General features: G+C 62.5%; 18 protein-coding genes and 6 pseudogenes. 12 read left to right on the top strand and 12 right to left on the bottom strand.

Going from position 1 to position 23,157, the window contains the following annotated elements:
- Window positions 1-83: 83 nt before the first annotated feature.
- Window positions 84-347 (top strand): hypothetical protein, encoded by a 264-nt coding sequence (locus U1708_RS03120; RefSeq protein WP_332742648.1) that lies wholly within the window; start codon window positions 84-86, stop codon window positions 345-347.
- A gap of 327 nt (window positions 348-674) precedes the next feature.
- Window positions 675-1,751, top strand: a complete 1,077-nt coding sequence (gene mgrA, locus U1708_RS03115; protein WP_332742647.1) for an L-glyceraldehyde 3-phosphate reductase — start codon at window positions 675-677, stop codon at window positions 1,749-1,751.
- A gap of 195 nt (window positions 1,752-1,946) precedes the next feature.
- On the opposite strand, the pseudogene U1708_RS03110 reads toward mgrA, so the two are convergent.
- Window positions 1,947-2,681, bottom strand: a pseudogene (locus U1708_RS03110) (SDR family NAD(P)-dependent oxidoreductase).
- Window positions 2,682-2,763: 82 nt separating this feature from the next.
- Between U1708_RS03110 and U1708_RS03105 the strand changes: the two are divergent.
- Window positions 2,764-3,168, top strand: coding sequence for a winged helix-turn-helix transcriptional regulator (locus U1708_RS03105; RefSeq protein WP_332742645.1), 405 nt, complete (start codon window positions 2,764-2,766; stop codon window positions 3,166-3,168).
- Between the two features lie 167 nt (window positions 3,169-3,335).
- Complete coding sequence (locus U1708_RS03100) at window positions 3,336-4,070, top strand: hypothetical protein (protein ID WP_332742643.1); 735 nt, start codon at window positions 3,336-3,338, stop codon at window positions 4,068-4,070.
- Between the two features lie 262 nt (window positions 4,071-4,332).
- Here U1708_RS03100 and U1708_RS03095 read toward each other — a convergent pair whose 3' ends face one another.
- Window positions 4,333-7,317, bottom strand: a complete 2,985-nt coding sequence (locus U1708_RS03095; RefSeq protein ID WP_332742641.1) for a TonB-dependent receptor — start codon at window positions 7,315-7,317, stop codon at window positions 4,333-4,335.
- A gap of 364 nt (window positions 7,318-7,681) precedes the next feature.
- On the opposite strand from U1708_RS03095, the gene U1708_RS03090 reads away from it, so the two are divergent.
- The 3 genes from U1708_RS03090 to U1708_RS03080 all read left to right on the top strand — a co-directional run bounded on the left by U1708_RS03090 (window position 7,682) and on the right by U1708_RS03080 (window position 10,856).
- Window positions 7,682-8,221, top strand: coding sequence for an RNA polymerase sigma factor (locus U1708_RS03090; RefSeq protein ID WP_332742639.1), 540 nt, complete (start codon window positions 7,682-7,684; stop codon window positions 8,219-8,221).
- Window positions 8,218-9,216 (top strand): FecR family protein, encoded by a 999-nt coding sequence (locus U1708_RS03085; RefSeq protein WP_332742637.1) that lies wholly within the window; start codon window positions 8,218-8,220, stop codon window positions 9,214-9,216. Before U1708_RS03090 ends, U1708_RS03085 begins: the two co-directional genes overlap by 4 nt.
- An 80-nt stretch (window positions 9,217-9,296) precedes the next feature.
- Entirely contained in the window at window positions 9,297-10,856 is a 1,560-nt protein-coding gene (locus U1708_RS03080) for an alkaline phosphatase D family protein (protein ID WP_332742635.1), read from the top strand.
- A gap of 81 nt (window positions 10,857-10,937) precedes the next feature.
- Here the strand turns inward: U1708_RS03080 and U1708_RS03075 are convergent, their stop codons facing one another.
- Both U1708_RS03075 and U1708_RS03070 read right to left on the bottom strand, forming a co-directional pair.
- A complete protein-coding gene (locus U1708_RS03075; RefSeq protein ID WP_332742633.1) occupies window positions 10,938-11,078 on the bottom strand; it encodes a hypothetical protein in 141 nt (46 codons plus the stop codon).
- Window positions 11,078-12,376 (bottom strand): S9 family peptidase, encoded by a 1,299-nt coding sequence (locus tag U1708_RS03070; RefSeq protein ID WP_332742632.1) that lies wholly within the window; start codon window positions 12,374-12,376, stop codon window positions 11,078-11,080. The genes U1708_RS03075 and U1708_RS03070 overlap by 1 nt, the downstream gene beginning before the upstream one ends.
- Before the next feature lie 357 nt (window positions 12,377-12,733).
- Between U1708_RS03070 and U1708_RS03065 the strand changes: the two are divergent.
- Window positions 12,734-13,117, top strand: a pseudogene (locus tag U1708_RS03065) (NAD(P)-binding protein); the annotation flags it as partial.
- Window positions 13,118-13,176: 59 nt separating this feature from the next.
- Window positions 13,177-13,974, top strand: a pseudogene (locus tag U1708_RS03060) (molybdopterin cofactor-binding domain-containing protein); the annotation flags it as partial.
- Between the two features lie 177 nt (window positions 13,975-14,151).
- On the opposite strand, the pseudogene U1708_RS03055 reads toward U1708_RS03060, so the two are convergent.
- The 8 genes and pseudogenes from U1708_RS03055 to U1708_RS20680 form a co-directional block, all read right to left on the bottom strand.
- Window positions 14,152-14,718 (bottom strand): annotated as a pseudogene (locus tag U1708_RS03055) (POTRA domain-containing protein); the annotation flags it as partial.
- 329 nt (window positions 14,719-15,047) lie between these two features.
- Window positions 15,048-15,494 carry a GNAT family N-acetyltransferase gene (locus tag U1708_RS03050; RefSeq protein WP_332742631.1) on the bottom strand — a complete coding sequence of 149 codons (447 nt, stop codon included), beginning with the start codon at window positions 15,492-15,494 and terminating at the stop codon, window positions 15,048-15,050.
- Window positions 15,491-16,396: a LysR substrate-binding domain-containing protein gene (locus U1708_RS03045; protein ID WP_332742630.1), complete on the bottom strand. Its 906-nt coding sequence runs from the start codon at window positions 16,394-16,396 to the stop codon at window positions 15,491-15,493. Before U1708_RS03045 ends, U1708_RS03050 begins: the two co-directional genes overlap by 4 nt.
- Window positions 16,389-18,029 carry a GMC family oxidoreductase gene (locus U1708_RS03040; protein ID WP_332742629.1) on the bottom strand — a complete coding sequence of 547 codons (1,641 nt, stop codon included), beginning with the start codon at window positions 18,027-18,029 and terminating at the stop codon, window positions 16,389-16,391. The genes U1708_RS03045 and U1708_RS03040 overlap by 8 nt, the downstream gene beginning before the upstream one ends.
- Window positions 18,030-18,105: 76 nt before the next feature.
- Window positions 18,106-18,300, bottom strand: coding sequence for a hypothetical protein (locus U1708_RS03035; protein WP_332742628.1), 195 nt, complete (start codon window positions 18,298-18,300; stop codon window positions 18,106-18,108).
- Between the two features lie 132 nt (window positions 18,301-18,432).
- On the bottom strand, window positions 18,433-19,206 hold the full coding sequence (locus tag U1708_RS03030; RefSeq protein WP_307084656.1) for an SDR family oxidoreductase: 774 nt from the start codon (window positions 19,204-19,206) through the stop codon (window positions 18,433-18,435).
- A 173-nt stretch (window positions 19,207-19,379) separates the two neighbouring features.
- Complete coding sequence (locus U1708_RS03025) at window positions 19,380-20,255, bottom strand: helix-turn-helix domain-containing protein (RefSeq protein WP_332742627.1); 876 nt, start codon at window positions 20,253-20,255, stop codon at window positions 19,380-19,382.
- A gap of 573 nt (window positions 20,256-20,828) precedes the next feature.
- A pseudogene (locus U1708_RS20680) lies at window positions 20,829-20,975 on the bottom strand (IS3 family transposase); the annotation flags it as partial.
- 217 nt (window positions 20,976-21,192) lie between these two features.
- Here U1708_RS20680 and U1708_RS03020 point away from each other — a divergent pair.
- From U1708_RS03020 to U1708_RS03010, 3 genes and pseudogenes are all read left to right on the top strand, one after another.
- Window positions 21,193-21,339, top strand: a complete 147-nt coding sequence (locus U1708_RS03020; RefSeq protein ID WP_332742626.1) for a hypothetical protein — start codon at window positions 21,193-21,195, stop codon at window positions 21,337-21,339.
- 288 nt (window positions 21,340-21,627) lie between these two features.
- A complete protein-coding gene (locus U1708_RS03015; protein WP_332742625.1) occupies window positions 21,628-22,158 on the top strand; it encodes a GAF domain-containing protein in 531 nt (176 codons plus the stop codon).
- A gap of 630 nt (window positions 22,159-22,788) precedes the next feature.
- Window positions 22,789-23,157, top strand: a pseudogene (locus U1708_RS03010) (transposase); the annotation flags it as partial.

Here is a 23,157-nt window from a genome sequence, read left to right as displayed (position 1 = left end):
CTGGACGCAGCGCGCGCCGCGTTCCACGTCTGCGATCTACCGGGGGCTCGGAGATAGTAAGCGTGTTAAAAACCATGTTGAACATGCCCGCCAAGCTGATGCGGGAAGCGGACGAGAACGACGACGCCTCGCAGGACAACGAACCGATCGCATCCGGGTCGCTCGCCCAGATGGTGCAGGCATTCACCGCGCTTGATCCTGCTGAGGTGGAAGGGTTGGTCATCAAGTGTGCAGGTCGCGATCGCCCCATAACCTCCGCGGAGGCGCGCGACCTGCGGCTGACGGCGGCAGCCGCCTGGGGCCTACCTGCCGCGCGGCCAAGCGAGAAGGTGCACCTACTCGCTTAGCGATGCTTCGATCCCGCCGGTCGGGTGCCAGATCGTTCGACTTTTTCAAAGACCCTGTGCGGTCGCCTCCGCGCGCGCAACTTGCATCGTCTTTCGTTCGAGCAGGTGGTCGCGCGACATTGGTCTACGCACGCTTGCTGCGAGGTGTTGCCAGAGCCGCGGCATGCCGCATGTGTTCCAACACGATATTGGCGGCAGTCCCCTCACCTTGATCGCCGCATCGCGCAATCTGCCGCGCTCAATCGATGCAATTGGGTAAAAGGAATATACCCTGCGGCTGAAACGGTTCGCGTGTTACGCGTTACAAAGGTTCACTAGGAGGCAGCAATGTCGTTTTCACACCCCTACGTCGCCTCGCCGCTCCGGTACGAAAGCGGCATGCCCTATCGACGCACCGGCCGTAGCGGGCTGAGGCTGCCGGCCATCAGCCTGGGTCTGTGGCAGAACTTCGGCGGAGCCGATGTGTTCGAAACGGGGCGGGCCATCCTGCGCCGGGCGTTCGATCGTGGCGTGACTCACTTCGATCTCGCCAACAATTACGGCCCGCCATACGGTTCGGCCGAAGAGAATTTCGGACGCGTCCTCGCAGCCGATTTCGCTGCCCACCGCGACGAACTCGTCATCTCCACCAAAGCGGGCTGGGACATGTGGCCCGGGCCGTACGGCGATGTCGGCTCATCCAAGAAATACCTGATCGCAAGTTGCGACCAGAGCCTCAAGCGGATGGGCCTCGACTATGTCGACATCTTTTATTCACACCGCGTGGATCCCGCGACCCCGCTCGAAGAGACGATGGGCGCGCTGGTGCAACTCCATCGACAGGGCAAGGCACTTTATGTGGGCATCTCCTCCTACGAGCCAGGGCTGACCCGCCGTGCGGCCAAGATCCTGACCGATGAAAAGGTGCCGCTGTTCATCCACCAGCCCAGCTATTCGATCCTGAACCGGTGGATCGAACAGGACCTGCTGGCGACGCTGGAGGAACTGGGCGTCGGCTGCATCGCCTTCTCGCCATTGGCGCAGGGGATGCTGACGAACAAGTATCTAAACGGCGTACCGCAAGATGCGCGCGCCACCCGTGACGGGTCGCTGTCGCAGACCTTGCTCACGGATCGGAACCTCGCCGCCATTCGTACCTTGAACGAGATCGCAGGTGCGCGCGGACAAACGCTCGCCCAGATGGCGATCGCATGGGTCTTGCGCGATCCGCGAGTCACCTCCGCACTGATCGGTGCCCGTACGATCGAACAGCTCGACGACTCCCTGGACGCGATACGGAGGCTCGACTTCGCCGCCGACGAACTCGCTGCGATCGACAAGGCAGCCGACGACGGTGGCATCAATCTCTGGTCGGAATCGTCTGACATCGCGACCCTGCCCGCAGCGCAAGGGGCGCCTGCGTGATATGACGTTCGCTGACAAGCCCTCTGCTTGGCGAAGTCATCCGTGCAGCAACCCACTTTCCAACCCGAGCCGCTCGCTCATTTCGCGCCAAGATCGTCTTGAGCCTGACGCGGTACGGTACGTCTGAGTTCGAGTTTGTAGATTGACCGGTACGCATTGAAGTCAGCGGGCGTTTCCGCCCGCTGACTTCGTTCGTCAAATTTGAGCCAAGCCTCCATCGGTGAACAGCTCGCTGCCCGTCATGAAGCTGCTATCCGACGATGCGAGGAACGCTGCGGCGGCCGCGACTTCGGACGGGTCGCCGACATGCCCGATCGGCGTGGTAGACCCCATCTCGATCATCGCATCGCGGCCGACGACCTCGGCCGCCAGTTCGGTCAGCGTCGGTCCCGGCGACAGGACGTTGACGCGAATACCCGTACCGCGCAGATCCTGCGCCCAGCTGCGCGCGAGGTTGCGAACCGCAGCCTTCTAAGCGCTGTAGATGCTGAACGCGGGCGTTCCCATCACCCCGGTGGTCGAGCCGGTAAGGATGACCGAACCACCCTCACCCATCAGCTTCAAGCCCTTCTGCACCGTGAAGATCGTGCCCTTCACATTGATGGCGAAAGTCTCGTCATGATGCTCCGGCGTGATTTCGGTAAGCGGCACCAACGCGCCCATTCCGGCATTGGCGAACAGGATATCGAGCGTACCGCGTTCCTTCTTCACCGTATCGAACAGCCGGTCGAGATCGTCGGCATCGGTGACCGATCCCACCACCGCACGCGCGTTCGCGCCGAGCGTTGCCACTGCCGCGTCCAACTTCTCCTGCCTGCGGCCGAAGATGTAGACGAACGCCCCTTCCTCGATGAAGCGCTTCGCCGAAGCCAGGCCAATGCCCGTGCCACCGCCGGTGATGATCGCGGTCTTGCCTTCTAATCGGTTCATACATGCCTCCAGTTCTTGGTCGCACGTAGCTGGCTCGCGACATACCTATCGACAAGTATGCACCTTTTGGTAAGTATAGAGAATGTCCAACGAGCTCCAATCCGCCAACTCAGATTCGCCTCCCGTCGCGCCCGCGTTCACTTGCGGCCTCGACGCGACCCTCAAGGTCATTTCCGGTAAATGGAAGCCGCTGATCCTGTACTTCCTGTTGCGAGGGCCGACGCGCTACGGTGAGCTCAAGCGCGCTGTACGCGACGTCAGCGATAAAATGTTGATTCAGCATTTGAAGGAGCTGGAAGCGGACGGCGTGTTGCGCAGGAACGACTATAAGGAGGTGCCGCCCCGCGTCGATTACACGCTGACGCCGCTTGGCGAGAGCCTCGCCCGGGCGCTCGAGCCGTTATGCATCTGGGGGACCAAAAACATGGCCGAGATGGAGAAGATTTTCGTCGAGCGCGACAGCTGGGTTCGACAGAAGCAGGCATAACTGCCGACGCAGAGCAGGTAACATTCAACGCGGCTTTGCGGCCTCTCGACTTCGGACAGCTGTTCGGCTGCATCAACGGAAGAGATTGCACGAGCTATCTTCGCCGTCGTGGCGCTTTGCGGCACCCGCAGGATCGACGGGCGTTGCGTAGACGGTAATTAGGGGGAATGCACTTGCGCGGTCTCGATTTCAGTTCTTGGCAGAGCCTGCTGGTTACCATCCTGGGGCTGACGCTAGTTACGCTGTTGGGGGTCGGCATCCGTCTGCTCACCCAAATGACGTTCCAACAGCGCCGCGAGCGCATGAACCGGCAGATCAATGAGCGCCTCAAAACCCTCATCGCCGCCTACAAGGTGCTCGGCGGATCGTTCACGGGGGACCTGACCGTCGATCCGGCCCACCTGCGCGACCTGCGGCGGCGGGAGCAGGACGGCGGCGCAGAGGAGCCCATGGCTGCGTTGGACCTCAGTGCGGAGGGCGCGGCGCGGTCGGACCGCACGCGCCGCATCCGCGACGCGGTCGAGGCCGCGCTGTCGGACATCATCCTGCTCGGTACCGAGGAGCATGTTCGGCTGGCGGACAGGGCGGTTCGCGAGCTGGTCGCGGGCCACCCGGTCCACACGCACGAGCTGGTCGTGTCGCTGCGCGCGTTCGTGCGCGACGCCCTCGACCTCGATCCGATCCCGACCGACCTGACCATCGCGATGCAGGGGCCCACGCGTCCGGCGTCGTCTGGCGGCGGCAGAGGTGGTAGCAACAAGGACAATGCCGGCAGAAGCGGCGGCGGCGGCGGCGGTGGCGGTGGTATGGGTGGCGGTAGCGGGGTTGGAGGCGGCGGCATGGGTAACGATGTACCTCGCGACGATCCGCACCATGCCGCGGCGCAGAACGCGGAGCGATAAGCTAAGCCCCCCCGATCTCAGTCCGGCGCGATCCATAATTCGCGCAATAAGACAGCGCGGTGGAATGCATTGCGCGAACGGTGAACTCCAATGTGGCGACAGGCATTGCCGGCTGTTCGAGGCGCATAAGCGGACTGTCGATCAGGATCAGACCGCGCGCCTAACACTGCCGACTTAATTTTCCCACCGGTTGCCCAGCGGTCTCGGAAGAGAACACTACGAACAGCCGGCCGTCGGATGCCCAGACGGCCGGCGCCGTTTACTAGAACCGCATCGTCGCGCCGAACAGGACCGTGCGCCCGCTGACGGTGTTGGTCATCATACGCTTGGCATCCTTGTCGGCATATTGGACGATCGGTTCGTTGCCGATGTTGATCGCCTCTAGTGTCAGCTGTAGCTGCGACGTCACGTTGACGTAGGCCGAGGCGTCGAAATTCGTCGTGCCCTTGATATATTCGCCGATGTTGCCGTTGCCGCCGCTGCCCGAACGATACTTGCTGCGCATCGCCGCCGAGCCCCGCACGCCCCAGCGACCGGTGTCGTAATAGATCGTGGCGTTGGTCGACACCTTCGAAAGGTTGGTGAGCGGCAAGCTTACCGGGGTGCTGGAAAACAGCACGTCGGTCTTGCCCTCCGCCAGCGTCACATTGCCTAGGACGCCGAGGCTATCAAACGGCGCGGGAAGGAAATCGAAGTCGCGCTTGCCGGCAATCTCGATCCCCTTGATCGCAGCGCCAGGCCCGTTCACCGGCCGTGTATAATTGAACACGATCGCCGGATCCTGCCCCGGGAGCAACAGTGATAGCGGAAAGCCGGTGGTGTTGTACGGTACCGGCGTCGTCTCGGTGGTGATGAACGACTTCATCTTCTTGTAGAACACCCCGACCGCCAATGATCCGCGCTTGCCGTCATAATATTCGAGCGATCCCTCCACGGAATCCGCGATGAACGGTGCAAGGTTGGGATTGCCTGCGCTTATCGTGCCGCCAAAGGCCGCGGTGTTGATCGTCGCTGCCGCGCGCATGTCGTTGAGCGCCGCGCGATTGACGTTGCGGTTGGCGCTCACCCGCAGCACGAGTGAACGATCAAGGTCGAACGCCAGATTGGCGGCCGGCAGGAAGCCGTCATAGCTGTTGGTGATATCCACCGGCGTCAGCGTCGTGCCGGTCAGCGCCGTGCCCGACGAATTGAGCGACGTCCGATAATAACGCAGCCCGAGATTGGCACGCACGCCCACCTCCCCCAACCGGGTGTTGAGATCATATTGCGCATAAGCGGCGAAGGTCTTCTCCCGCAGTTGGTAATCGGCGCCGGCTATCGCATTGCTTGCATCGACAATACCGCTGAGGCCGAGCGCGTTGTAGGCCCCGTCGATATCGGCAATGATGTAGGGTATTCGGCTACTGTACGGGATCACACGGGTCGGCACCACCGGCAGGCCAGGCTTGCCATCGTAGTTGAACTGCGCGCGGCGCTGCAGTCCGCCATTCTCGAAATGCTTGTAGCTGGCCCCAGCCTTCAGCGTCGAATCCTCGGCAACGCGCCAGGCAAGCTCGCCCTTGGCATTGTAGAATTCGCTATCGATGCCGTCCTCGCGTGTCTCCGCGCCCTGTACGCCCCATTGCGCCGGATCAGCCGGATCGAAGCCGTAACTGTTGGTCGGGTTGTCGCCGTTGATTCCGGAAAAGCTGTAGCTCTGTCCGACGGATTCCAGATACACCTGGTCGTAGCCCGATTGGAATTTCGATCGCGACCAGCCGCCCAGGACCTTGGCGCTGAGCGTATCGGTGATGTCCGTGCGACCGTTGAGTGCCACCTGCCAGAAATCGGTCGTGTCGCGCGTGTTGCGCGTCTCGGTGCGCATGTCGACGCCGTCGAACGATGCCGCGACGATACTGTTATGCTCGTCGAACGTGACGTCGGTCAGCACCTGCGTGCCGGTGATGTCGTTGGCCGCCACCCCATTGGTGCCGCCCGCACCCAGCACGTCGGTCTCGCGGTTGTTGGTCAGCTTGCCGTAGAGCACGTCTAGCGTCACGTCGGTACGATCATTGGGGTGATATTGCAGCGCCGCGGTCACACCCAGTCGCTCGCGCTCGTTGAACCAGGTGGCATAGGTCTGTGCGCGGCTGTTCCACACGCGGTTCGCGCCGGTGGCATTGACCAACAGCGCGCGATCGGCGGCGGAGACATTTGGCCCGACATTGGCGGCGCGAAAATTGATCTGCGACCAATTCCAGTTGCGATAGCCCATCTCGATCGTTTCGGCCTTGCTGTACGCGACCGACACGAGCGCGCCGAAATCGCCCCACCGATCGGAAATCAGCCCGACCAGTCGCGGCGTCAGCGTCTTGCTATACTGGTTCACCTGCCCCTTGGCTGAGACGACTGCGGTCAGCCCGGGATAGTCGAACGGCTTGGCGGTGTGCAGGCCGATCGTGCCGCCGATCCCGCCCTCGTCCTGTTCGGCGGCATAGGATTTTACGACCGTCACCTGGTTGAACAGCTCGGAGGCGAAGATGCTGTAGTCGAAGGAGCGCGAGCGGCTCACGCTGCCGCGGCTGTCCAACCCCGACGCGGTATTGGTCAGCACTTCCATGCCATTCAGCTGCGTACGCGTGAAATCGGGACCAAGGCCGCGCAACGAGATCTGCCGGCCTTCGCCACTATCGCGGGTAATCGCCACGCCAGGCACGCGCTGCAGCGATTCCGCCAAATTCTGGTCGGGAAAGGCGGCGATGTCCTGCGCCACGATCACGTCCTGCGATCCGGTCGCCGACCGCTTCAACTGCGCCGCGCGCGACAGGCTTTCGCGATAGCCGGTCACGACGATCTCTTCGCCGCCATTCTGGTCGTCAGATGCCACGGATGCCGTGCCGGCGGCATCCGTGGCTTGTGCGAAATCGGTGCGGTCCTGCCGCTCCACCACGACCGTATCGCCGACGATGCGGCCATCGATCGCGGTGCCGGCGGTCAGCACCCGCAGCGCTGCCTCGGCTGGCATCCGGCCGCGCAGCCGGTTCGCCTGAAGGCCATTCAACTTGGCCGGCGACGTGGCGACCTGCAGCCCCGTGACGCGAGAAAAAGCGAGCAAAGCCTTCGTCATCGATTGCGCAGGCAGGTCGAAATCGAACTGGCGTTGCTTTGCCGACACGCTCGGCTGCGCCATGGATGGCGACCATCCGACGCTGGCCAGTGCCACCGAACAAAACAGCAGATGCGAAAGGCGACCCGTGCGTACCATCATTACCCCCGAAAGCTTCATCGATTGCGGGGAAGACGGGCGCATCAAGCACAACCCGACATTAAAAGTTTAATGACTTTTTGAGTATATATTTATTACAGTTTTAATGCGTAATGCATCGCCACTAATGACTATAATACTCAGTCGATTGCAAAGCTGTTAATTATATAGTTTTTGACTTTGCTATTTTAGACCATGGGCCTGTTCAACTATCGAAAAAATATACCCGTCAGTAATCCTTGATATCAACAGTTAGAATAAACGGGCATGATATCGGACTGCGCGATCCCTCCTCAGGTCATCCCATCGCTCCGTCAGATTGTAACAATGTCATCATAGAGGCACCGGACCGACCTTGCGGAGTTCCATGCCTGTTTCCCTGCCCCAGATCGACGAGAGCGACACCGACGTTCCCGACCAAGATTGGGAAGCGGTCGCCGCTACGCTCGCCCGCTATGTTCGGACCCGCACTAACCGGCACGATCTGGTCGAGGACGTCGTGCAGGAAACGCTGGCGCGCCTCGTTCAGCAAAACCGCCAACAGAAACTGGTCAGCGTCTATGCGTTCGGCTTTCGTATCGCCGCCAACCTGCTGGTCGATCACCACCGTCGTGATCGTCGGTATTCGAACGAAACCGAGATCGACCATGCCAGCGATGCGCCCTTGCCCGATCGTGTGATCGCTGGACGACAGGAGCTGGCGGCGCTGACCGCGGCACTCGACGCGATGCCGCCGCTGCGCCGCGACGTCTTCACCCGTCGCCGCCTCCAGGGTCAGAGTTGCGCCGGGATCGCCCGGGACCTTGCGCTCAACCTCAAGGCGGTCGAGAAACATATCACGCGGGGACTGGCGGATCTGCACCGGGCAGTCATGCTGGCCAACGACGCGGGGAATGACGGCGGATGACGCGTGAGACGCAGATCGCGGAAGACGCTGCCTTGTGGGTCAATCGCCTCGACCAACCCGCGATCGACACGTCGGCCAGTCGCGCGTTCGACACATGGATGGCGGCCGATGTCGCGCATCGCGACAAGTTTACCGACCTGCAGGCGCTGTGGCATTCCGACGCGCTCACCGAGGCGCTGCGTCAGGCGGCCGCTGCCCCGGCAGTGTCCGACGCGCCGATCGGCCTGATCGGTGCGACGCGCCATGCAAGGTCGCGGCGACCGTTGGCTTGGCTGGCCGCGACGGCCTGCGCCGTACTGGCCGCGCTGTTCGTGATGCTACCTTCCTTCTCCTCGATCACGTACCGGGCCGGCATTGGAAATGGCCGAGCCGTCGTCCTAGCCGATGGCTCGCATGTCGCGCTGAGCGGCAATACCGAGCTGCGCGTGCGGGTGCTGCCGTGGCGGCGCACAGCGACGCTGGTGCGCGGCGAGGCGTTCTTCGATGTGGCGCACGAACGCTGGCGATCGTTCCACGTGCACAGCGGCGAAACGACGGTGGCGGTGCTGGGTACGGCGTTCAACGTCGATCGCCAGAATGCCACGCGCACTGCGGTGGAAGTGTATCGCGGCGCCGTGGCGCTCGACGCCGGTCAATCCGACCACCTCGTCCTGCGCAAGGGTGACCGCGCCCGCGTGGTCAACGATCGCATTACCACCCAGGCACCCGATCCGACGGCTGGCGCAATCGTCGCCGCCAGACCGGACTGGACCGCCGGATGGTTCGAGGCGACCGACGTACCGCTGAGCGTGCTGATCGCCAAGGTGCAGCGCCATTCGGCCCGGACGATCCTGCTGCGGGATGCGGCGCTGGGCGCATTGCCCGTCAGCGGTCGGTTCCGTGTATCGGACCCGGCGCGTGTGTTCGACGCGATCCGCGACGCCTATGCGCTCGACATACGCTACGATCGCGGCGCAGTTCTGATCGCCCCATCGCGCGACCGCCAGGGCACCTGAAAATCGCCGTCGCGGTGTCGGGTTCGTGGCACGTGCGGCGTCTTCCCCGGACTGGCCGATGCCAAGAAGGACCGTGACCCATGACCAATATCGATCGCCGCGACCTGATCAAAGGGTCGGCGCTGGTGCTGTTGGGCGGGGCGATCCCGACCGAGTTGCTGGCCGCGCCTCGCTTCAAGCACTATCCGTTCGCGCTCGGCGTTGCATCGGGCGATCCGGTGCCCGACGGCTTCGTGCTGTGGACGCGATTGGCGCCCGAACCGCAAACGCCGGACGGCGGCATGCCGGTGCGCGATGTCCCGGTGCGATGGGAAGTGTCGGAAGATCCGGGCTTCCGTCGCATCGTCCGATCCGGCACCGCCGTCGCCGAGGCCCATCTGGCGCACTCGGTCCATGTCGAAGTCGGCGGGCTCAAGTCGCACCGGCCGCATTGGTATCGCTTCCTCGTGGCCGGTGCCGATGCCAGCCCCATCGGCACTGCACGCACCGCGCCCGCTATGGGTGCCCCGGTAGATCGACTGCGCATCGCCATGGCAGGCTGCCAGAATTTCGAGACGGGCTATTTCACCGCCTACGCGCATCTGGCGCGCGAGCCGGACCTCGATCTGGTGTACCATTACGGCGACTATATCTACGAAATGGGGATCCGGGCGACACCGAGTCCGCGCAAGCACCTGAGCGACGAAATCTATACGCTCGATGCCTATCGACGCCGCTATGCGCAGTACAAGGCGGACCCGGACCTGCAGGCGGCGCATGCCGCGGTGGCGTTCGTGAGTTCGTTCGACGATCACGAGATCGACGACAATTGGGCCGGCGTGTTCGACAAGGACGGCAATCCGCCGGCCGTGTTCGCGCGGCGCAGAGCCGCGGCGCTGCAGGCGTGGTACGAGCACATGCCCGTGCGCCCCGCGCAGCGACCGGGTCCCGATGGCGTCCGGATGCATCGGCGGTTCGACTATGGCGGCCTCGTGCGGATGCACGTGCTAGACACGCGGTCCTATCGTAGCGACGAATTGTGCCGGCCGAACCGCCCCCGATCCGAGCCCGAGGACTGTAAGCCCGTCGACCGCCCCGAGCGGACGATGATGGGCGCGGCGCAGGAGGCCTGGTTGGACCGCGGGCTGGCCAACGACGCACACTGGAACTTCGTCGCGCAACAGGTGATGCTCATGCCCTTCGACCCGCGCAAGGACGGGGCCGTCACGCCGGTCGTCGGCGCGGACAATTGGGGCGGCTATCCGCTGGCCCGACAGCGCCTGCTCGACAGTATCGATCGGCGCAATCTCACTAATGTCGTGATCGGCGGAGGCGACATGCATCAGCATGTCGTCGGCGCGGTGCCCCGCCGGATCGAGCATCTCGACGGACCGGCCATCGCGACCGAATTCCACGCCACGTCGATTTCATCGAACGGTACGGGCGGGCTGCATTACCCTGGCGAAACCCAGATGTTGTCGAACAATCCCAACGTCCGCCTGCTGAACAACCAGCGCGGCTACCAACTGTTCACCGTCACCCCCGATCGATGGCTCGCCGATGTAAAAGTTCTCGATCAGGTCGACACGCCTGGGGGAGCGCTCAGCACACTCGCCACATTTGCCGTGGATCCGAAGCAGCCCGGCCCCCAAGCCGCATAGACACTACACAAAACGCCCCTTGGTGCGAGACCAATCCTACGGATCAATGCGACGAGCGCTACCTTGTCTTCCGGTTTCGTGTCAGCCTTCCACACCGCGGCGAGGCGAATGGAGGTGCACGTGATGGTCGACCCGTACCGATGCCGGCTTGGCGGCTGGCGCTGCGCCAAGGAACACTGCGGCCGCCGACAGCGCCGCGCCCGCACGGACCGACCGGACCATCACTCGCGCGCGTCGCCGAGCAGCGTCTTCTGCCAAAACAGCATCGACGCCCAGAAATAATAGTCCTCGTTTTCCTTCTTGTGGAAGATGTGACCCTCGTTCTGCGCGAGCACGTGCCAGGCGGTGCCGCCGTTGCCGCGCACGGCCTTGATGATTTGCTCCGCCTCGGATGCGGGCACGCGCGGATCGTTGCCGCCGGTGGCGATCAACAGGGGCAGGCGGATCTTGTCGACGCTGGTCAGCGGCGAGATCTTCATCAACTGCGCGCGCTGCGCCGGGTTGCGCTCGTCGCCATATTCGACACGACGTAGATCACGACGATAACTTTGCGTGTTTTCGAGGAACGTCACGAAGTTGGAAATCGCGACATAGCAGTTCGCGCCTTTCAACCGGTCCGAATAATGCGTGGCGGTCGCGTAACACATATAGCCGCCGTACGAGACGCCGTTAACCGCGAAGCGGCTCGCGTCGAGCATCGGGTCCTTCTGCAGAGCATCGAGGAACGCACCGATGTCCTTGACCGAATCCTCGCGCTTGAACGGCCCGTTGTCGAGATTGATGAAGCGCTCGCCAAACCCCGACGAGCCGCGGACGTTGGGGAAGAACACGGCGATGCCGAGCTCGTTGATCTCGTAGTTGGTCGCCGCGAGGAAGTCGGGACGAGTCTGCCCTTCTGGACCGCCATGGATGTCGACGATCAGCGGACGCTTACCGGGAAATTTCTTGGGATCCGGGCGATAGAGGAAGCCTGACACCGCCTCCCCGTCGAAGCTTTTCACCTCGACTAAGGTCGGCTCGGCGTTGAGTTGCGGATCGAGACCGCCAGTTTCGCTCTGCGTCCAGCGCGTTACCGCCAGCGTCTTGGCATCGATCGCGTAGGCATCGCCCGCGACCTTGGCCGACGACATGCTGAGCCCGATTTCGCCCCAGGGTGAAATCTGGATCGCGGGGCCGATGCTCCACTGGATAACGCCCGCAGGCAGGCCGCTGACGAGGCGCGACGCGCCGGTCGCGGTGTCGAGCACATGAACGCGGCTGACGCCCGCCTCGTTGGTGGCATAGGCGGCGAAACTGCCGTCGGCGGATAACGCATAGTCGCTGACATCCCATTTCGGCTCCCGGCTGACCGGCGAGAAGGCCCCTCCCCGCAGCTTGCCGAGCCGCAGGAAGTCGGAGCCGGCGTCGGAGATCGTCCACACGCTGCCGTCGGTCGCATACTGCGGTGCGGCGGGCTTGCTTGAATGGCTTATGATGAAGCGGCCAGGCGAGCGCTGCCATCGCGTATCCGGCCGCCCCATCTCTACGCCTTCGTCATCAATGCTGCCTGTTAACGTTCAGCAGCGACCGTTCCAGCGGGAAAGGCCGGCGTCGCGACCATAGCGGAGGGTAATCCTGGGTCTAGCACGGGTTGCGTAGGCCCTGGTCGGCATCACTGCTTCAATCCAGCCCGACATTCCAAGTGCCGATCAAGGTCACCATCGCCTTCCGCGATGCGCGTTTTCTAACAGGAGTGCGCGCATCCTGAAAGCCGAGCGAGCTTCTCTCACGTACGTCTTCGCCATTGGAAAAAGGGATCGGTGACCAAGCGGATCGAGACTGGATCGACCCATGATCCGGTCCGTCATCTAGAGCCAGCTCCCTGGCGCAACGAAGGAATGGCCATGGACGTGACACGAAGAACCCTCATTGGGACTGGCGCTTTGGCTACGGCATCGTTGGCGAATGGACGCGTCTTCGCAGCCGGGGCGATCCCCCATGTCGTCATCGTCGGCGGCGGTTCGGCCGGCGCGGTTCTCGCTACCCGGCTGAGCGCCGATCCCCGGCGCCGAGTCCTGCTACTGGAGGCTGGCCCCAGCTTCGCACCGCACGGCTACCCCGACGTGCTAACCAATCCCGGCGTGGTTGGAACGCCGGACTTCGATTGGGGATACACCAGCGCCGACAAGACCCGGCTGGGCCACGACATTCCCCTGCCGCGCCGAAAAGTGCTCGGCGGCAGTTCGGCGGTGAACGGAACCGTCGCGATCCGCGCCAGACCGTCCGACTTCGCCCGCTGGACCGCGCGCGGTCCAGCGGGCTGGTCCGGGGACGACGGGTCGTGCCGCGTGGCCAGGTTTTCCACAACGCGACCTTCCGTCAGAAAAGCCGGCACCGGATCGAGCTCGGCTCGGACGCCTCGGGCAGGATCAGCGCGATCCGGTACGACGTCGATCACCAGGCATCCCGAAGCAGTCAGTTCGGCCCCGACTATCATGAGCATGTGCCGCAGATGTACGGCGTCGCCGACTATCTCGGGACCGCCGCCGACATCCGGCTGGATACGCAGGATCCGGGCTATATGCGTTGCCCGCATCCGCACCCGGCCGCCTTAGCCTTCGAAAGCGCGGTGGACGAACTGGCGTTTAAGCTGGGCGAGGACCCGGTCGCGTTCCGGCTCAAGCATCACGCCGAAATCGATCCGCTGAACGGCAAGCCGCTGTCTTCCACCTTCCTCAACGACTGCATCACGGAGGGCGCGCGACGCTTCGGTTGGGCCAAGCGCACCCCAGCCCCGGGTTCGATGCGCCTGCTTGACGGCACGCAGATCGGCTGGGGCATGGGGTGCGGCGCCTATCCGGTCCTCACGCATCCCAGCATCGCGACATTGCGCGTCCGCGCGGACGGGACATCGCGCTTCGCGGTTGCCGGGCACGAGATGGGCCAAGGGATCCGGTCGATGCTCGAACAGATGCTGATCCGTGACCTGGCGATCGATCCGGCAGGTCTCGAGCTCGCGATCGGGGACACGTCGGTCGCCCCGCAGCATACCACGGCCGGCTCCTGGGGTACCGCGAGCGGCGCACCCGTCGCGGCCGAGGCCGCCGCCAAGCTCAACCTTGCCATGACCGATCTTCTGGCCGGTCGAAAGATCGTCGGTAATCTCCACCAACAGCTGGCCGCCATCCGTCGCCCATACATCGAGATCGAAGTGACGCACGTCGAACCGGGACAAGACGCGAAGGATCTCGCGACATTGCGCGCGGGCAGGTACGCGATCGCCGGGCCGGAATATCCTGCGTTCACGACCTTCAGCTACATCGACGCGGTTCTGGTCGAGATTGACCATCTTCGGGTCGATCACCGCGGCGAAGCGGCCCTGGCGACGATACAGCTCGATGATCCGCGCGATATCCTGGCGGACCGCGGTGCGCGTGAAAATCCGGCGCGGCGCGAGCTTGATCTCTTTCGTGATCTTGTCGCTTTTCAGCGCCTTGTTGCCCTCGATGATCACGCGGTTGATGATCGGGTTCTCACGCACGCGCAAGACGATGTTGCCGGTCTCGACGCCCGCGATCGAGTAATCCGCGAACAGGTCGCTCGCCTGCAGGTCCTTCAGCGCCTGGTCGAGCGTCTCCGCGGTGTAAGGGATGCCGACGCGCAGCTTGGTATAGCTGAGCACCGTCTCGCCTTCGATGCGCTGCGATCCCTCGACGCGCAAAGTCTTTATCGTTCGCCCTACCGACGGCTGGTCGGCTTTCGCCGCCGGACCTGGAGCCGGGGTCACGGAAACCCCCTGCGGGGCCGGCAGCCTAGGAGCGAGCGTCGCGGGCGCTTTCTGCGCGGTCGCGGGTATTCCCGTCAAAGCCGTCCCTGCGAACAGCAGCACGCCGCGTCGCACAGAATTAAAACGTTTCACTGGATTCACTAGGACCGCCTCAATTGTTCTCTGACGCAGCCCGATATCTATCGAACGCTTCGCCCGATTGAGACGGAGTTCAAAGCTTTCACCAGGACGCCACTAAGTTGATCCTTCTGTACGGCTCACCCAATCTCTACAAGATTCCGCTACCTTCCGGCGGTCTTTACTGCAACGATATGCCGCGTAATGTTACCGTTGAAACGAAGTATGAAACTTCGGTCACTCGAGCAGCGAAGACGCCGCGCGGGGAGCGCGGATAGTCGCTGACGTCGACCCGTCTCGGGCGTCTTCTATAGGGGCTTGATCATGGTGTCGTAACGGCCGTCCTCCGACAGCATGCGATACCCGAGCCGATCATAGAGGTTCCTCGCCGGATTGTGCCGGACGAAGCCGATTTCGGCGATAAGCAATCCGGCCTCGCTCGCCTCGTCCTCGAACCTTTTCAACAGGATCGTGGCGACGCCCTTCCTCCTGTATTCGGGTGCCACGTTGACGGAGGCAACCACGGCCCTGCCCTCTCGCACTTCCCAGAATACATAGCCGGCCCGGTCGCCTGCGTACTCGGCAACGCTGGTACGGGGGAGGTCATCCACCCATTGGCGAAGATGATGCTCGATACTGTTCTGCCAGCCTTGGAGCTGGTCGTTTTCCAGATCCTCCATGTATTTTCGCTCGAGCCGGTAGATGAAGAGCAAATCGCGCGCCTCTCCCCGGCGTAGCCGAATGCCAACGGTCACGTGTTGACGATCTTCGGAAACTCGCGGGACAAATGGTCGAGAAAAAGGCGAACCGCGGGCATCATGCCGTCGCGGACCGGATAGACCGCGGTGATCGCCGCCTTTCCGGCAATCCAGTCGGGCATCAGCCGGACCAAAGTCCCGCTGCGCTCTTCGCTTCGACAGATCCACCCCGGCAAGGCGACGACGCCTAGGCCATCCTGCGCGAATTGCTTGAGCATCGGCAGATCGTTTCCCGTGAACCGCGGTTTCACGGGAACGATGCGCTCGCCGCTCTCGGTATGGCTGAGCTTCCAAGTCGTGGCATGTCCGGGCCGCAGGATCGCAAGCAGATCGTGGTTGGCCAGATCTTCCGGTGCGGTCGGCAGCCCACGGCGTTCGATATAGGTCGGCGACGCGAACAGGTGCCACGGGGCATGGGCAAGCACGCGTTGCACGAGGTTGGAGTCGGTCAGGGCGCCAATGTGCGATCGGATCGCGAGGTCGTAGCCACCGCCGATGATGTCGATTTGATCGTCGCTCGTGTGCTGTTCGAACTCGATCTTGGGGTGCGCCTGGGCAAAACTCGGCATGATGTGGCGCATCGCGAAAAGCGAGGGGACGACACCGATCGTGAATTTGACGACGCCGATCGGCGCCGCGAGCCGCTGGCGCACGCCATTTTCGGCGAGGTCCGCATGCTGCAGCATGTCGATGGCATGTCGGTAAAACAGCGACCCCGCATCGGTTATGCTCTGGCTGCGTGAGGTGCGGTTGAGCAGACGCACGCCCAGCGCGCCTTCGAGTTGCTGGAGCCGGTGGCTCAGCGTCGACTTGGGCGCGTTCATCGTCCGACTGGCGGCCGTCAGCCCGCCGGCATCGACGACACCGACGAAATATCGGAAGTCGTTAAGGTCAAGCACGCTGCGCCAACCCGCCGATGCCGCCCGCTATGCGGTCGAGGCCGGACGAAGCGCCGGTAATCCGTGCCGCTATCCGCTCGGCCACCATGATGGTGGTGACGTTGGTGGGCACCGACGGAATCTCGGGCAGGATCGAGGCATCGACGACGCGCAGGCCCTGTATGCCGCGCACGTTTCCCCAGGCATCGACGACGGCGGTCGGATCTGCGTCGGCGCCCATCGGGACGGTCGACGTCGGGTGCTGATACGAGGCGATGTTGGCGACGATGTTCGCGCGGAGTGCGGCATCGCTCGTCACCCCCACGCCCGGCGCCATTTCGTGATCGACCATGCCCGCGAAAGGTGCCGTCCGTCCGATCTCGCGCGACAGGTTCACCGCCTCGACCATCCGGTCGAGATCGCTTGGGTGGTCGAAGAAATTGGCGCGGATGCGGGGCGCGATCCGTGGATCGCGCGAGACGAGTTCGAACGATCCGATCGACTTCGGCAGAGTCACCGCCGCGGCCAGCACGATCGCGCCACCGGTTGGGCTTGCCTTCGGATCGATGAAATGCGTCGCGGTGACCTGCAGGTCGAGATCGCCGTTCGTGGCGGCCTTGGAGCGTGTCCAGGCCATCGACCCCGCTGCCGGGAACATGGATGTATAAGGCGGCTTCAAAGCGTAGATATTGAAGAAGAACGGATGATCCTGGAGACGCCGTCCGACGGGAAGGTCGGCAACGACCGGGATGCCGAGTGCGCGAAGATTGGCGGCGGGGCCGATCCCGGAGCGCATCAGGATCGCGGGGCTCCCGAATGCACCGCCCGACAGGATGACCTCGCCGCCCATCACGCTCTCGCCGGTCACGAGCCGTACGCTGGTCGCGCGGCGGCCAGAGAGGATCAGGCAGTCGACCTCGGCGCTCCCGCGGATCGTCAGGTTCGGGCGAGCACGGACGTCGGCGGTCAGGTAGACGATGCCGGTGTTCATCCGAACGCCGTCAACCACGTTCATTGAATGCGCACAGGCGCCATCAACGAACTCACCATTAAAGTCGTCGACGCTGCCGAGTCCGGTCGCGCGCCCTGCTGCCACAAAGGCGCGTGTCGACGGCGACAGTTCGGCCAGCGTGCGCTGCCGGATCGGGAATGGGCCGGACCGGCCATGCCACGCGTCGGCACCGGTCGGCGTGTTTTCGAGCGCCTTGAACGCGGGCAGCACGTCGTCCCAGCTCCATCCCTCGATATCGCGCGCGGTCCAGCGCGCAAAGTCGGCCGGACGGGCGCGTATTGCTATCGCAGCGTTGATCGCCGAACTTCCACCCACGACCTTGCCGCGCGGCAAAGGAATGGCGTGTCCCAGTTTCGCCGTGTCGTCGCTCTTGTAGTTCCAGTTGAAGTCGGGGGTGCCGACTATGCCGGGATCGGTCAGCGGCCTGGGATAGGTCTTGGGCGCGAACACGGGCCCCGCCTCCAGCAGAACGACATGGCGCCGCGGGTCCGCGCTCAAGCGCGCGGCCAATACCGCTCCTGCAGACCCGCCACCGACGATAACGACGTCGGCGGTCGATTGTGCGGCGAAGCTCCGGCTGTTGGTCAGTGCGGTTGCGGCAATCGCCCCGGCTGCCAGGACGCTTCGTCGTGTCACGATCATGGTTCGTTCCTTTGGAGGTATCCGGTACAGGGGAAGCGGACGATGATGCGTCGTGTCTTTGGGATCGGAAGGTGCATCAGACGCGCCGCGACGACAGGAACAGCATGAGGCTGCGGATCGGCGTTTCATATTCCACCGGCAACAGGATGATTGCCGTCGTCACGAAGCTTGCCAGACCGGTCACCCATGACTGGTTGGCGTAGCGGAGCACACGCGCAGTAAATCCGTGTAGCTGTCCGTCAATCGTTGCAGCGGATGGTGGAACGCTCATGTACACGCTTGGTGGAAGAACGGACAGGAATTGCATCACAGGTCTCCGGGAGGGAAAGTATGCGGGAAATCGGGCCGGGAGGGTTGGCTGACGGCCTGGTCGATGAGCCGTCAGCCGCTGCTCGCTACGTCGTCAGCGAGCGATGAAGCCGCCGTTGATGAAGAGCGTCTGCGCCGTGACCCAGCTGCCGCCCGGGCCCACCAGGAACTCGATCAGCGGCGTGATCTCGTCGATCTCGCCCAGACGGTTTTGCGGGGCCATGTGCGAGAGGAACGCCTTGGATTCGGCCGTTTCCACCGGGTAAAAGAAGGACGTGTTCAGCGGTCCGGGCGCAACGGTGTTGACCGTGATGCCGCGATCGCCGATCTCCTTGGCAAGCGCGCGCGTAAAGTGTTCGAGCGGCGCCTTGGACCCGGCATAGACCGCGTAGAGGCCCGTCGTTGCCGCCTGCAGCGTCGTGCCGATGGTGATGATCCGGCCATTGTCCTCGATCCGCTTCGCCGCTTCCTGCATGCAAAAGAAAGCAGCCTTGCTGTTGATCGCGAAGCTCTGGTCGAAATCAGCCTCGGTGATCTCGACGAAGGGCTTCTTCACCACCTTGCCGACCGTGTTGACCACGATATTGAGGTGGCCGAATTTCTGCTCGACGGCGTCGAACAGCTTAACCACCTCGCTGACATGCGTCAGGTCAGCGCTGACCAGGAGCGGCTCGGCACCGAGATGGGCGATCTCGGCGGCGGTCTCTTCCGCTTCACCCCGAGACACCTCGTCGTGATAATGGACGGCCACCCCACGACAGCCGTTTCGTGCCAGCATGACGGCATAGGCGCGCCCTTGGTTGCGTGTCGCGCCCATCACTACCGCAATTTGGCCGTCGAGGTTTTTGGTACAATCGTCCGTGGTCATCGCTATTCTCCTGGTTGATGACCAAGAGGTAGCTGGCAGACAGATACGCAGCTTTCAGGATACGCGCATCGCTGGTAGAAAATCCGCAAGCAATGCGGAGAATGACGATATATCGATATCAAGCGCGACTTGGCCGATGCTGCCAAGGACCAAGCTGGCGGATCGCGACCTGATCAGCCCCGCAACGCTCCCGGGGTCAGACCATCTTCCCGGCGCATGATCGAGGTGAGGTGACTTTGGCTCGAGAAGCCACTTTCGAGCGCGATCTCGGCTAGGGCCAGCGGCCCGTTGATGATCATCGTTCGCGCCTGATCAAGGCGCAGGCGCATGAAATACTGGTGCGGGCTGGTGCCCGTTGAGCGACGAAACGAACGCATCAGCTGACTTGAGGAGAGTCCGATCAAACCGGCCACCTCTTCGAGCTTCACACCATCGGCAAGGTGCGCCGCCATATAGTCGCGGACCTTGCCGAGCTGACGGTCCGACAGCCCGCCCAAATCTTTTTGCGGCCTGATGGCGCCATATTGCCTGATGAGGTGAATGCCCACCAAGTTGAGCAGCGAGTCCAGCTCGAGCGTGCCCATCGTCGCGTGCGAACCTGTACGAAGTTCGTCGCGGACCATGGCGCCCAGCAATGCCACGCGACGGTCGACGAGGGGCAATGCGTCCGAGTTCACGGTGGCGCCCGGCAGATCCAGATCGGACTGTGCCAGACGGTCGAGCCAGACTTGCGACAGTGAGAATGCGGCAACTTCCTTGGGGTCATGCCAGCGCGCCCAATGATCTGCGCCCGCCGGGATGATTTCACACGCTCCGCTTGCGGCCGAAGCCGTGCGCAGCCGTGTTCCGCCAAGCCGTGACTCGCGGTTGTTGATAGGTTTGAACGACAGCAGCACGATATGGTGAGGGATCGTCTGGCTGATCTCGTCAGCGTCTCGCCGGTTCCACGAAGCCGTACCGAATTCAGATACAACTTGTCGCCCCCAGTTTGGGACCGGCATATCAGCCGTGGCGATATGCGGCGTTCCGGCGGGGCGGGCGTCTAACATAGTTATTCTCGATGTTACCTGCAGACTTTCTGTCAGCGATGCGCGCGTGCCAAAAGCCGCGCAAACGGCTGTCGGCTAGATTTTGTCTATCAGCAAGAAGAAACGCGATGGCCAACGAATGCGTATCCAAGAACCTTGATGACAAAGGTGCCGCGTGGCGACGGGCAAAACACGCAAAGACATCATTTTTCGTCCGACACCAAGGATCGTTCTAGTCGACCATCGTCATTAAGATTACATACTGGATCGGCATACGCCAAAATTAAGATCGCATCTGATACAACAACTTGAAGCCCATCTTCACGGAAGTCCCATGACGGCACGGGAATGGGTCTGAAGAAGGTGGATCTGTTATATCGCAGGGGTGCCTAATGTTAGACCGGCGTGGCGGCCGGAAGCGCGCACTGGGCACGCGGCACCGATGGCGACCCCAGCAGGAACCCAACCAGCATCGATCACTAGACTTCGTATAGGACTTATTGTCCTGGGGGGACCACTCCGAATGTGTTGGCGTCATCGAAGAATAAAGTTGTGATACTGACGTGCCCCCCGCCTTTCATCCAGCGGCAACCAGAGACCGACCATTGTTTCGCGCAGGAGCGCGGGTGAAGCAACGGACGACTTTAAGCCCGCCCGTTGCTTTTCGAGTTCGGCGGCGAACGCCGCTGGTGTGGTGTAGCCGATCGAGGAGTGCCGCCGCTCGGTATCGTAATCATCAACCTAGCGCGCGAGCAGGCTAATCGGCGAAGGTAGGTCGGATCGAACTTCAACCACTTCACGCCGAGGCGGCGGTCGAGGGCACGCGATGAAAATGAAGGCGGTCGACCACGTCGTGTCCGACGTGCGCGACGTAGAGGCCTCGGCGGAGCGGTATGAGAAGGCGCTCGGCATGTAACGGCGTGTTTCGTCCCTGCATGGCGATTCAATTCGCAGGAGCATGATATTCGATGACAACAAGATCAATCTGCGGCCGATGTCCGCCTCGCGGGAAGCCTGGTTCACGGCGCGCATGCGTGCCTCAGGCAGCGACGATCTCTGCTTTCTGAACGACACGCCCCATCGAAGTCGCAAGCCGCTTCCTTGAGCTCGGCATTCTGGTCAGAACAGGGCCCGTTATCAAAAGGGGAGCATGGGGGCCGATCTGTTCGGTCTACGTGCGTGAGCCGACGGAACCCTGATAGAGGTCGCCTTCCATCGTCGCCGAACATATCAGTATGGTTAAAAACAATCGTTAATCGAGCAATATTGATGTCAGTTCGACGTGGCGATTACCTTTAGGGCCATGAGATGACGTTTCTTTTGTTTAATAATTTCCTTGCGTCTACGATCTGAAGCCAGTCTATATCCGCGTGACACTGTTGCGGAGATAGATGTGTACGGGGCGCACGTCAGTTCATGGTTCGATGTTTTTTCTCACGAGCAGAGGCGGCAGCTTGCCGTGGACCAAAGCGGAGCACTAGCAATGCGCGGAAGCGAGAAGCTCGAGCGCATTGTGGACGTCGTTCGCGATTACTACCGGACGCAGTATGCGGCGATCTCCATCATCGACAAACGCGTGCAAACCCTGTTGGCGCAGCGTGGACTCGGTGTAACAGAAACGCCGCGAAGTACAGCTTTCTGCGCCGTAACGATTCGTCAAGGCGGGCGAATGCTGGTCATCCCCGATGCAAGCAGCGATCCGCGCTTCGAAGAGTTCGACAGCGTTAGATATGATCCGTTCGTCCGTTTCTATGCTGGCGCACCTATTACTGATCCCACCGGAATGGCGCTTGGCGCGATATGCGTCGCGGACAGCGAGCCGCTGGCGGGGGAGTTTGATCACTCCCTTCTTGTCATGATGGCCCACGAAGTTGAACGCGAACTTGCCAGCTCAATGAAGGCAGTAGTAACAACATTGGCGTAAGACGTCGATGGTATCGGCGAGCCGTTCGGTTACGTCGTTCGACCGGCCAGCAGCACTTGATGGTCGGTAGCGCTTCATAGTCGCCCGCGACAGGCGGGACCGAACCATACACGGACATTCACGGGCCCTTTCCTGTTTCCCAGTAGCGGACGTTCGTCGGGGGTTACCCGCTTCCCAACTTCAGCCGTTGGTTCATCCTGCCGAATGTTTGGCGAGCAGCCATCTAAATTCAGGCTTGCGACGAACCGCTAGCTAGAGTTGGGCGTCGGTGGAGCGCAACTGCCTTAAACGTGCCTGCGCATCACGTTTCCGCAGGCGAAGGACACGCTTATATTATACCACCGGACACATGCATAACGGCATTCTGCGCATGGCTGGTCTACCTAAGCGAGAAACGGACCCTTGTGAGACGCTTGATGCTTGGAAGCGAGAATAGGCGGATCGTGTCTGGTTCGGTAGGCTGCGCTTGGGCAATGACCAATACTTGGACCGCATTACGTGTTAATCCGTGACGCAATTGCGCGAGCCGTCGCGGCTGCGCCGACACGGGTCGGATGAAAGGGCGCTGACGTGACCCCCGTTTTTTCCTCCAGTTGGAGCTAGAGTCCGCCCCCGGAAAGGGACGGACAGATGAAGCGGAAGCAGTTTTCGGAAGAGCAGATCATCGGCATCCTGAAGGAAGCCGAGGCTGGCGCGGTGGTGACGGATCTGTGCCGACGGCACGGGATGTCGAGCGCGACTTATTACGCCTGGAAGGCCAAGTTTGGTGGGCTGGAGGTGTCCGATGCAAAGCGTCTGCGGGCGCTCGAGGAGGAGAACGCGAGGCTCAAGCGGCTGTTGGCGGACACGATGCTCGACAACGCAGGTCTGAAGGACCTGCTTTCAAAAAAATGGTGACGCCTGCCGCGAAGCGGGAAGCGGTCGCGCATCTCCAGACGGCGCTGGGGATGAGCGAGCGGCGGGCGTGTGCTGTCGTCGGGGCGGATCGCAAAAGCATGC

The organism is Sphingomonas arabinosi (assembly GCF_036663715.1).
GTDB lineage: Bacteria > Pseudomonadota > Alphaproteobacteria > Sphingomonadales > Sphingomonadaceae > Sphingomonas.
This window is presented reverse-complemented; position numbering and strand designations above follow the sequence as displayed.

Coding starts and splice junctions, on each gene's coding strand:
- U1708_RS03120 (WP_332742648.1), top strand. CDS start 84: ATGCCCGCCAAGCTGATGCGGGAAGCGGACGAGAACGACGACGCCTCG.
- mgrA (WP_332742647.1), top strand. CDS start 675: ATGTCGTTTTCACACCCCTACGTCGCCTCGCCGCTCCGGTACGAAAGC.
- U1708_RS03105 (WP_332742645.1), top strand. CDS start 2,764: ATGTCCAACGAGCTCCAATCCGCCAACTCAGATTCGCCTCCCGTCGCG.
- U1708_RS03100 (WP_332742643.1), top strand. CDS start 3,336: ATGCACTTGCGCGGTCTCGATTTCAGTTCTTGGCAGAGCCTGCTGGTT.
- U1708_RS03095 (WP_332742641.1), bottom strand. CDS start 7,317: ATGATGGTACGCACGGGTCGCCTTTCGCATCTGCTGTTTTGTTCGGTG.
- U1708_RS03090 (WP_332742639.1), top strand. CDS start 7,682: ATGCCTGTTTCCCTGCCCCAGATCGACGAGAGCGACACCGACGTTCCC.
- U1708_RS03085 (WP_332742637.1), top strand. CDS start 8,218: ATGACGCGTGAGACGCAGATCGCGGAAGACGCTGCCTTGTGGGTCAAT.
- U1708_RS03080 (WP_332742635.1), top strand. CDS start 9,297: ATGACCAATATCGATCGCCGCGACCTGATCAAAGGGTCGGCGCTGGTG.
- U1708_RS03075 (WP_332742633.1), bottom strand. CDS start 11,078: ATGGTCCGGTCGGTCCGTGCGGGCGCGGCGCTGTCGGCGGCCGCAGTG.
- U1708_RS03070 (WP_332742632.1), bottom strand. CDS start 12,376: ATGGGGCGGCCGGATACGCGATGGCAGCGCTCGCCTGGCCGCTTCATC.
- U1708_RS03040 (WP_332742629.1), bottom strand. CDS start 18,029: ATGATCGTGACACGACGAAGCGTCCTGGCAGCCGGGGCGATTGCCGCA.
- U1708_RS03035 (WP_332742628.1), bottom strand. CDS start 18,300: ATGAGCGTTCCACCATCCGCTGCAACGATTGACGGACAGCTACACGGA.
- U1708_RS03030 (WP_307084656.1), bottom strand. CDS start 19,206: ATGACCACGGACGATTGTACCAAAAACCTCGACGGCCAAATTGCGGTA.
- U1708_RS03025 (WP_332742627.1), bottom strand. CDS start 20,255: ATGTTAGACGCCCGCCCCGCCGGAACGCCGCATATCGCCACGGCTGAT.
- U1708_RS03020 (WP_332742626.1), top strand. CDS start 21,193: ATGATATTCGATGACAACAAGATCAATCTGCGGCCGATGTCCGCCTCG.